Here is a 9,686-nt window from a genome sequence, read left to right as displayed (position 1 = left end):
GCGTCAGTCGTAGCCATAGGCAGGTCTCGTCCGGTTGCCGCCACGCTCAGGCGGAGAAAAGCCGCTTCGCCATCAGCAGCGTGTTGGGCGTGTCGTCGCGGCCGTCGAAGCGCGCCTGCCGCTGCAGGAAGAAGCCCATGCGCTCGTAGAAGGCGATGGCCAGTTCGTTCTGGCTCTCGACCTCCAGACGCGCGACCGGCGCCTGCGGAAAGCAGGCCAGCGCCACCTGCAGCAATGTGCGGCCGATGCCGACGCCTTGCCAGGCGGGCAGGACGTAGAGCCGCGTCAGCAATGCCGCTCCATCCCGCTCCGGCCGGGCCGACGCCGTGGCAACGATCTCCTCGCCGATCAGCGCGACGAGGAAGACGCCTTCGTCGCGGCCGAGCTGGCTGCGCAGGTTCTCGGGCGAGTGCCAGGCATTGGTGATCTCGGCGACACGCTGCCAGCCATAGATGCCGTCATAGGTGGCATGCCAGGTCTCGACCAAAAGAGCCCTGACCGCCGGAACGTCGGCGGCTTCAGCGTCGCGGATGACGAGACCTGCAGGCGTCACATGATCACTCGATGCCGAGCTTCTTCTTCAGGATTTCGTTCAGAGCCTGCGGGTTGGCCTTGCCGCCCGAGGCCTTCATCGCCTGGCCGACGAACCAGCCGAGCATGGTCGGCTTCGCCTTGACCTGCTCGACCTTGTCCGGGTTCGCCGCAATGATCTCGTCGACGGCCTTCTCGATGGCGCCGGTGTCGGTGACCTGCTTCATGCCGCGGGCCTCGACGATCTCGCGCGGGTCCCCGCCCTCGGTCCAGACGATCTCGAACAGGTCCTTGGCGATCTTGCCGGAGATCACGCCCTCGCCGATCAGGTCGACGAGGCCACCGAGCTGGGCGGCCGAGACCGGCGATGTCGTGACGTCCTGGCCTTCCTTGTTGAGGCGGCCGAACAGCTCGTTGATGACCCAGTTCGCCGCGGCCTTTCCGTCGCGGCCCCTGGCGACCGCCTCGAAATAATCAGCCTGATCGCGCTCGGCGACCAGCACCGAAGCGTCATAGGGCGAGAGCCCGTACTCGGCGATGAAGCGGGCCTTCTTGGCGTCAGGCAGTTCGGGCAGCGCGCCCTTCAGGCTCTCTACGAAGGCGTCGTCGAATTCGAGCGGCAGCAGATCCGGGTCGGGGAAGTAGCGGTAATCGTGCGCCTCCTCCTTCGAGCGCATCGAACGCGTCTCGCCCTTGCCGGGATCGTAGAGGCGGGTCTCCTGGTCGATCTTGCCGCCATCCTCGATGATGCCGATCTGGCGCCGCGCCTCGGCCTCGACCGCCTGGCCGATGAAGCGGATCGAGTTGACGTTCTTGATCTCGCAGCGCGTGCCGAGGGCGTCGCCGGGCTTGCGGACGGACACGTTCACGTCGGCGCGCAGGTTACCCTTCTCCATGTCGCCGTCGCAGGTGCCGAGATAGCGCAGGATGGTGCGCAGCTTCGAGACATAGGCCTTCGCCTCATCCGCAGAGCGCAGGTCCGGCTTCGAGACGATCTCCATCAACGCCACGCCCGAACGATTGAGGTCGACGAAGCTCATCGTCGGATGCTGGTCGTGGATCGACTTGCCGGCATCCTGCTCGAGATGCAGCCGCTCGATGCCGACCGTGATCTGCTCGGTCGGCGAGAGATCGACGACGATCTCGCCCTCGCCCACGATCGGGCTCTTGTACTGGCTGATTTGGTAGCCCTGAGGCAGGTCCGGATAGAAATAGTTCTTGCGGTCGAAGACCGATCGGTTGTTGATCTGCGCACTGAGGCCGAGGCCGGTGCGGACCGCCTGGCGGACGCATTCGGCGTTGATCACCGGCAGCATGCCGGGCATCGCCGCATCGACAAGGCTGACATGCTCGTTCGGCTCGGCGCCGAAACCGGTCGAGGCGCCGGAGAACAGCTTGGCGTTCGAGGTGATCTGGGCATGGATCTCCATGCCGATCACGATCTCCCAATCGCCGGTCGCGCCCTTGATCAGCTTCTTCGGGTCGGCGGGGCGGGCATGCGCATTCATCTGTGGTCTTCCGGCTGAGATGGTCGCCTACGCGTTACGATGTCGGCGGGCCTGCGGCAAGCTTCCGTTGCGGCGCGTGGCTGCCTTCGAAACCGGCATTATGGTGCAGTGCCGTTGCGCTCCTGCAACCAGATGGCGGGAATATGGCTTATCTGGCGCAATATCGCGATTAATGACGGGTGATGGATCTTGACATTCGTCAGTCCTCAGCCCTTTTAGCGCCAAAGGTTACAAAACCGGCTATGGTTGCGCCGCCTGTCACTCGGAGTTCCCCCATGTCACGCAGCCGTCTTATCGGCCTGGTGCTCACCGTTCTCGCCACGTCGACCGGCCTCACCGCGTTTGACGCCGCAGCTCAGGGAGCGCCGCCAGCTCCTCCGGTCCAGGTCGCGCCTCCTCTCGCCAAGCGCATCACCAACTGGGACGAGTTCACCGGGCGCTTCGAGGCGAGCGAACAGGTCGAGGTCCGCGCGCGCGTCTCCGGCTTCATCGATCGCGTGCACTTCTCGGACGGCTCGCTCGTCCAGAAGGGCGACCTCCTCTTTACCATCGATCAGCGGCCTTACAAACTGGCAGTCGACGTTGCTCGCGCCGAGGTTGCGCGCGCCAAGGCGCAGGTCGAGCTCGCGCAGAACGAGGTCGAACGTGCCGAAGGCCTGACCCAGAACCGCACGATCACGGCCCGCGACGTCGACCAGCGCCGCGCCAACCTCAACAGCGCGGTCGGAACGCTGCAGGGCGCCGAGGCCAATCTCAAGAACGCCGAGCTCAACCTCGAGTGGACCGAGGTCCGCGCACCCCTCGCCGGCCGCATCTCGAACCGCCGCGTCGATCCAGGCAACCTGATCGCCGGTGGCCAGTCGGGCGCCACGCTGCTGACGACGATCGTTGCGATCTCGCCGATCTACTTCACCTTCGACGTTTCCGAGGCAGACTTCCTGCGCTACTCCCGCATGGCCAGCTTGCGGGACGGCGCGGGGAACGACGCCGGCGTGCCCGTCGAAGTGCGCCTTTCGGACGAGACCAAATGGGGCCGCCGCGGCAAGGTCAACTTCGTCGACAACGCCGTGAACGCGCGCTCCGCCACGATCCGCGGCCGAGCCGTCTTCGACAACAAGGACCAGTTCCTGACGCCCGGCGTGTTCGGCCGCCTGCGCTTCTTCGCCGGCGAAGCCGACGCCCTGCTGGTGCCCGACACCGTCATCTCTTCGGACCAGGCCAACAAGATCGTGCTGACGGTCGGCCCCGAGAACAAGGTCGTGCCGAAGACCGTCGTGCTGGGGCCGATCAGCGAAGGGCTCAGGGTCATCCGCTCCGGCCTGACGCCGGAGGACAAGATCATCGTCGGCGGCAACGCCAATCCGATGGTCCGCCCCGGCGTCGCCGTCACGCCCCAGCCGGGCGAGATCAAGGTCGCGACGACCAACTGACCGATCACGCGCCGGCTCCCCCAGAGCCGGTGCCCGCTTCCCGGGCCATGACGGCCCGGCTCTGAAACACGGACGCCATCGGGTGTCCGCCCGCCTTTTCCGGACAGGACATTTCCATGTTCCGCTTCGCCCATTTCTTCATCGACCGGCCGATCTTCGCCACCGTCCTCTCGGTGCTGCTGACGATCGCCGGCGCTATCGCGCAGCGCTCCCTGCCGATCTCCGAGTACCCCGAGATCGCGCCTCCGACGGTTTCGATCCGCGCCACCTATCCCGGCGCCTCGGCCGAGGTCGTCGCCGCCACGGTGGCGACGCCGATCGAGCAGGAGGTCAACGGCGTCGACGACATGCTCTACATCTCGTCGCAGTCGACCGGCGACGGCGTGGTGACGATCAACGTCGTGTTCAAGGCCGGCGTCGACATCGACCAGGCGCAGGTGCTGGTGCAGAACCGCGTCTCGCAGGCCGAACCGCGGCTGCCACAGGAGGTGCGCGCGCTCGGCCTCCAGGTCCGCAAGGCCTCGCCCGACTTCCTGATGGTCGTCAACATGATCTCGCCGGACGGATCCCGCGACGCCCAGTACATCTCGAACTACGCCTCGCTGTACGTGAAGGACGTGCTGACCCGCGTCGACGGTGTCGGCGACGTGCAGGTCTTCGGCGCGCGCGACTTCTCGATGCGCATCTGGCTCGATCCCGCCAAGGTGGCTGCGCGCAACCTGACTGCGGGCGACGTCGTCGCCGCGCTCAGGGCGGCAAACGTCCAGGTCGCCGCCGGCGCGCTCAACCAGCCGCCTGCCAAGTCCGACGAGGCGTTCCAGTTCTCCGTCAACACGCTGGGCCGCCTGACCGACGTAGCCGAGTTCGAGAACATCGTCGTGCGCTCCGATGCGGATGGCGGTACGATCCGCGTGCGCGACATCGCGCGCGTCGAGCTCGGCTCGCAGGACTACACCTCGAACGCCTATCTCGATAACAAGAACACGGTCGCGATGGGCGTCTTCCAGCGCCCCGGTTCGAACGCGCTCGCGACCTCCGACAAGCTCATCGCCACGATGAACGAGATGGCCAAGCAGTTCCCGCCGGGCCTCGAACATCGCATCATCTACAACCCGACCGAGTTCATCGGCGAATCCGTCGATGCGGTGGTGCACACGCTGCTCGAAGCCATCGTGCTCGTCGTCATCGTCGTGATCCTGTTCCTGCAGACCTGGCGCGCCGCGATCATCCCGATCGTCGCCATCCCGGTCTCGCTGGTGGGCACCTTCCTTGTGATGAGCGCCGTCGGCATCTCGTTCAACACGATCTCCCTGCTGGCGCTCGTGCTCGCCATCGGCATCGTCGTCGACGACGCGATCGTGGTGGTCGAGAACGTCGAGCGCTATCTCGCCGAGGGTCTGTCGCCCAAGGAAGCCGCGCACAAGACGATGGACGAGGTCGGCGGCGCGCTCCTGGCGATCGCGCTCGTGCTCTGCGCGGTGTTCATCCCGACCGCCTTCATCAGCGGCCTGCAGGGCACCTTCTACCAGCAGTTCGCGGTGACGATCGCAGCCTCCACCGCGATCTCCTGCTTCGTCTCGCTGACGCTCTCGCCGGCGATGTCGGCCGTGCTGCTCAAGCAGCACAAGAAGCATGACGAGAACGAGCGGCACGGCTTCTTCTACAAGCTCGGCGCGCCCGTGCGCTGGTTCTTCCACTATTTCAACGCCGGCTTCGATTGGCTGTCGCGCACCTATGGCCGCGTCACCGCGCGGCTTATCCGCATCGCGGTGATCCTGCTGATCGTCTATTCCGGCCTTATCGCGGCAACCGTCTGGGACATCCGCCGGACGCCGACCGGCCTCGTGCCGCAGCTTGACCGCGGCTACTTCATCGCCGTGATCCAGCTGCCGCCCGGCTCGTCGCTGCAGCGCACGGACGCTGTGCTGCGCAAGGCCAACGATATCCTGCTGTCGCGCCCCGGCGTGGCCCATACCGTCGCCTTCGCCGGCCTCGACGGCGCGACCTTCACGATCGCACCGAACACCGGCGTCGCCTTCGTCACCCTCGCGCCGTTCAAGGACCGCGAGAAGCAGGGGCTGACCACGCAGGGCATCTTCTCCGATCTCCGGCAGCAGATGTTCGGCATCTCGGAAGCCTTCACCCTGCTGATCGAGCCGCCCGCCATCCCCGGCATCGGCACCGGCGGCGGCCTCAAGGGCTATGTGCAGGATCGCTCCGGGCGCGGGCTTGTAGCGCTGGAGGGTGCGGCCTGGGTCGTCGCCGGTTCGGCCGGGCAGGTTCCTGGCATCCAGCAGCCCTTCACGCTGTTCTCGACCAAGACGCCGCAGATCTATGCCGATATCGACCGCACCAAGGCGGAGATGCTGGGCGTCCCGATCACGCGCATCTTCGAGACGCTGTCCACCTATATGGGCTCGGCCTACATCAACGATTTCAACCTGCTGGGCCGGACTTATCGCGTCACCGCGCAGGCTGACAACCCCTTCCGCCTGACGACGCGCGACGTCGCCAATCTCAAGACCCGCAACGCGGATGGCGAGATGGTGCCGATCGGCTCGATCGCATCCTTCCACGACACGACGGGCGCCTATCGCGTGCCGCGCTACAACCTCTACCCGGCGGCCGAAGTGCAGCTCTCGATGGCGCATGGTTTCTCGACCGGACAGGGCATCGCGGCGGTCGAGAAGATCGCAGCGGAGCGGCTGCCGGCCGGCTTCGGCTTCGAATGGACCGAGATCGCGCTACAGGAGAAGCTCGCGGGCAATACGGCGATCATCGCCTTCGGCCTTGCGGTGGTCTTCGTCTTCCTGCTGCTGGCCGCGCTCTACGAGAGCTGGCTGCTGCCGCTCTCCGTCATCCTGATCGTGCCGATGTGTATCCTGGCTGCGATGTTCGGCGTGAACTACGCCGGGCTGGACAGGAACATCCTCGTCGATATCGGTCTCGTGGTGCTCGTCGGCCTCGCCGCCAAGAACGCGATCCTGATCGTCGAGTTCGCCAAGCAGGCGGAGGAGGAAGGCATGAACCGCCGCGACGCGGCGATCGCCGCCGCCCGCACCCGTCTGCGGCCGATCCTGATGACCTCGATGGCGTTCATCCTCGGCGTGCTGCCGCTGACGATCTCGGTCGGCGCCGGCGCCGAGATGCGCCAGGCGATGGGCATCGCGGTGTTCTCTGGCATGCTGGGCGTGACCTTCTTCGGCCTGATCTTCACGCCGGTGTTCTACGTGATGGTGCGCTGGCTCGCCGACCTCGGCGGCAACCGGCGCAAGGCCAAGGCGTCCGAGCAGGCCAGCGGCGCACACTGACCGCAGAATGGAGGCAGTGGCTTCGGCAGCTGCCTCCCCCTTACAGGCCTCCAATACCGGAAACGAAAAAAGGGCCGCTTGAGCGGCCCTTTTTCGTTGTCAGATCGTAGCCCGCTGCAGGGAAGCTCTCAACCCCACCACTTCTCCATCACGGGGAAGCGGCCGGCAGCCTGCTCGATCACCTCGCCGAGCGAGAACAGGGTCTCCTCGTCGAACGGGCGACCGATGAGCTGGAGGCCGAGCGGCAGCCCCTGTGCGTCCAGGCCAGCCGGAACGGCGATGCCGGGCAGGCCGGCCATGTTCACCGTCACCGTGAAGACGTCGTTGAGATACATCTCGACGGGGTCGGCCGAGCCCTTCTCGCCGATGCCGAAAGCGGCGGACGGCGTGGCCGGCGTCAGCACCGCGTCGATGCCCTGCCCATACACCGTCTCGAAATCGCGCTTGATCAGCGTGCGGACCTTCTGGGCGCGCAGGTAATAGGCGTCGTAATAGCCGGCCGAGAGGACGTAGGTGCCGATCATGATGCGGCGCTTAACCTCCGCGCCGAAGCCGGCGGCGCGGGTCTTCTCGTACATCTCCACGATATCCTTGCCCTGCTCGCGCAGGCCGTAGCGGACGCCGTCATAGCGGGCGAGGTTCGAGGACGCCTCGGCCGGAGCGACGATGTAATAGGCCGGCAGGGCGTATTTCGTATGCGGCAGGGAGATCTCGACGATCTCCGCGCCGGCCGCCCTGAGCCATTCGATACCCTTCTGCCAGAGCGCATCGATCTCGGGGTTCAGGCCCTCGAGCCGGTATTCCCGGGGAATGCCGATCTTCATGCCCTTCACGGAGCGGCCGACGGACGCCTCGTAGTCCGGGACGGCCATGTCGACCGAGGTCGTATCCTTGGGATCATGGCCGGACATGGAGCGCAGCATCACCGCCGCGTCGCGCACCGTCTTGGCGATCGGCCCGGCCTGGTCGAGCGAGGACGCGAAGGCGACCGTGCCCCAGCGCGAGCAGCGGCCATAGGTCGGCTTGATGCCGACCGTACCGGTGAAGGCGGCTGGCTGGCGGATCGACCCGCCCGTATCGGTCGCCGTCGCGGCCAGGCAGAGATCGGCGGCGACGGCCGAGGCCGAACCGCCGGAGGAGCCGCCCGGCACGAGATGGTTGCCCTCGATGGCACCGCCCTGCCCCGCGCCGACATTGGAACCTTTGCGGCGCCAGGGATTGACGACGTTGCCGAAGGCCGAGGTTTCGTTGGACGAGCCCATGGCGAACTCGTCATTGTTGAGCTTCCCGAGCATCACCGCGCCGTCGCGCCAGAGCTGGGCGGTGACGGTCGACTCATAGGCCGGCACGAAATTGCCGAGGATGTTCGAGCACGCGGTGGTGCGGACGCCCTGGGTCGCGAAGAGGTCCTTGATGCCCAGCGGCAGGCCTTCGAGCGGGCGCGCCTCGCCCTTTGCAAGCTTCTCGTCGGAGGCTGCCGCCTGCCTGAGGGCATGCTCGGGCGTTTCCAGGATGTAGGCGTTGAGCGCGCGGGCCTTCTCGACGGCGGCGATATGCGCCTTGGTAAGCTCGGTGGCGGAGAAGGTCTTGGCCTTCAGGCCGTCGCGGGCCTCGGTCAGCGTCAGGCGGGTAAGATCGGTCACGGTTTCAATTCCGTTCTGCAGGCGGATGGCGATCCCGGAAGGTGCAAGGCCTCTCCGGAACGATCGATGAGGCGGCTAGCGGCCGCTCACTCGATCACCTTCGGCACCATGAAGTAATTGTCCTCGGAGGCCGGGGCGTTGGCGACGATCGTGTCGGCGATCTCGCCGTCATTCACCACGTCCTCGCGCTGCTTCATCGCCATCGGGGTCACCGACGTCATGGGCTCGACGCCTTCGACATCCACCTCGTTGAGCTGCTCGACGAAGCCGAGAATGGCGTTGAGCTCGCCTTGCAGCTTGGGCAGATCGGCCTCCGGCACGGCGATGCGCGCGAGATGCGCGACGCGTTTGACGGTGGCGAGATCGACCGACATGGCGGACTCCTGGACTGGGCGCCGTGCCGGCGCCGGAAAACGGTTCGCCGCGCTATAGCGCGGCGAACAGGCAAACGTAAATCAGCATTGAGCGATCGGGCCGGTTTCTCCGGCTCAGATCGCGAAGGCCTCGCCCTTCTTCGGCAGCAGCACCTCGATGCCACTGCCCTGCATGCCGGCAACGAAGGCATCGGCGTTCTGGTCGATGATCGGGAACGTGCCGAAATGCGCGGGAATCGCAACCTTCGGCTTGACGAAGCGGGTCATTGCGAGCGCCGCCACCTTGCCCCCCATCGTGAAGCGATCGCCGATCGGGCAGATGCAGGCCTCGACGCCGTGGATCTCGGCAAGCAGCGCCATGTCCGAGAAGATGTCGGTATCGCCCATGTGCCAGAGCGTCTTCTCGCCCTTCGCCTTGAGGATCGCGCCATTGGCGCTGCCGACCGGGACATTCACGCCCCCCTCGCCCATCCCGGCCGAGTGATCGGCACGGACGAGCGTGACGCTGAACGGGCCGAGGTCGACGGTGCCGCCTGTGTTCATGGGCTGGAAGCTCTTGAGGCCCTGAGCGGCCAGATGCATCGCGAGGTCATAGTTCGTGATGACCGTGGCGCCGGCATTCGCGGCGATGTCGAGCGTATCGCCGACATGGTCGCCATGGCCATGGGTGACGACGATATGGCTCACGCCCTTGGCGATCGCGGCGATATCGCCGTCGAAGGCCGGGTTCCCGGTGAAGAACGGATCGATCAGGATGGCGGCGCCGTCGATGTCGACGCGGAAGGCGGAATGGCCGTACCAGGTGAGTTTCATGCGGAGGCTCCGGGCTTTCGATCAATCGAAATGCGTGGTCGGATATAGATCATTCCATCCGGGATTGGCACGTTCG

The 9,686-nt window shown here is 66.1% G+C and carries 7 protein-coding genes; 2 read left to right on the top strand and 5 right to left on the bottom strand.

Features of this window, described 5'->3' with window-relative positions; genetic code table 11:
* Positions 1 to 46: 46 nt before the first annotated feature.
* Both ACIPIA_RS05015 and gatB read right to left on the bottom strand, forming a co-directional pair.
* On the bottom strand, positions 47 to 553 hold the full coding sequence (locus ACIPIA_RS05015; protein ID WP_400507268.1) for a GNAT family N-acetyltransferase: 507 nt from the start codon (positions 551 to 553) through the stop codon (positions 47 to 49).
* 4 nt (positions 554 to 557) lie between these two features.
* The gene (gene gatB, locus ACIPIA_RS05010; RefSeq protein WP_400507266.1) at positions 558 to 2,039 is read right to left on the bottom strand and encodes an Asp-tRNA(Asn)/Glu-tRNA(Gln) amidotransferase subunit GatB; all 1,482 of its coding nucleotides are present in this window, start codon (positions 2,037 to 2,039) and stop codon (positions 558 to 560) included.
* Positions 2,040 to 2,314: 275 nt separating this feature from the next.
* Between gatB and ACIPIA_RS05005 the strand changes: the two genes are divergently transcribed.
* Positions 2,315 to 3,469, top strand: a complete 1,155-nt coding sequence (locus ACIPIA_RS05005) for an efflux RND transporter periplasmic adaptor subunit (protein ID WP_400507264.1) — start codon at positions 2,315 to 2,317, stop codon at positions 3,467 to 3,469.
* A 116-nt stretch (positions 3,470 to 3,585) separates the two neighbouring features.
* Positions 3,586 to 6,780 carry an efflux RND transporter permease subunit gene (locus tag ACIPIA_RS05000; RefSeq protein ID WP_400507262.1) on the top strand — a complete coding sequence of 1,065 codons (3,195 nt, stop codon included), beginning with the start codon at positions 3,586 to 3,588 and terminating at the stop codon, positions 6,778 to 6,780.
* Positions 6,781 to 6,908: 128 nt separating this feature from the next.
* Here the strand turns inward: ACIPIA_RS05000 and gatA are convergent, their stop codons facing one another.
* The 3 genes from gatA to ACIPIA_RS04985 all read right to left on the bottom strand — a co-directional run bounded on the left by gatA (position 6,909) and on the right by ACIPIA_RS04985 (position 9,610).
* On the bottom strand, positions 6,909 to 8,423 hold the full coding sequence (gene gatA / locus ACIPIA_RS04995) for an Asp-tRNA(Asn)/Glu-tRNA(Gln) amidotransferase subunit GatA (RefSeq protein ID WP_400507260.1): 1,515 nt from the start codon (positions 8,421 to 8,423) through the stop codon (positions 6,909 to 6,911).
* 86 nt (positions 8,424 to 8,509) lie between these two features.
* Positions 8,510 to 8,797, bottom strand: coding sequence for an Asp-tRNA(Asn)/Glu-tRNA(Gln) amidotransferase subunit GatC (gene gatC, locus ACIPIA_RS04990; RefSeq protein ID WP_400507258.1), 288 nt, complete (start codon positions 8,795 to 8,797; stop codon positions 8,510 to 8,512).
* A gap of 114 nt (positions 8,798 to 8,911) precedes the next feature.
* The gene (locus ACIPIA_RS04985; protein ID WP_400507256.1) at positions 8,912 to 9,610 is read right to left on the bottom strand and encodes a metal-dependent hydrolase; all 699 of its coding nucleotides are present in this window, start codon (positions 9,608 to 9,610) and stop codon (positions 8,912 to 8,914) included.
* Positions 9,611 to 9,686 lie beyond the last annotated feature (76 nt).

This window comes from Allobosea sp. CER48, from assembly GCF_044752385.1.
Taxonomy (GTDB): Bacteria; Pseudomonadota; Alphaproteobacteria; order Rhizobiales; family Beijerinckiaceae; genus Allobosea.
The sequence above is the reverse complement of the archived record's forward strand: the minus strand, read 5'-3'. Positions and strand labels throughout refer to the sequence as shown.

Excerpts from the sequence above, each read along its gene's own strand:
- gatC (WP_400507258.1), bottom strand. The coding sequence starts at position 8,797 with ATGTCGGTCGATCTCGCCACCGTCAAACGCGTCGCGCATCTCGCGCGC.
- ACIPIA_RS05005 (WP_400507264.1), top strand. The coding sequence starts at position 2,315 with ATGTCACGCAGCCGTCTTATCGGCCTGGTGCTCACCGTTCTCGCCACG.
- ACIPIA_RS05000 (WP_400507262.1), top strand. The coding sequence starts at position 3,586 with ATGTTCCGCTTCGCCCATTTCTTCATCGACCGGCCGATCTTCGCCACC.
- gatB (WP_400507266.1), bottom strand. The coding sequence starts at position 2,039 with ATGAATGCGCATGCCCGCCCCGCCGACCCGAAGAAGCTGATCAAGGGC.
- ACIPIA_RS04985 (WP_400507256.1), bottom strand. The coding sequence starts at position 9,610 with ATGAAACTCACCTGGTACGGCCATTCCGCCTTCCGCGTCGACATCGAC.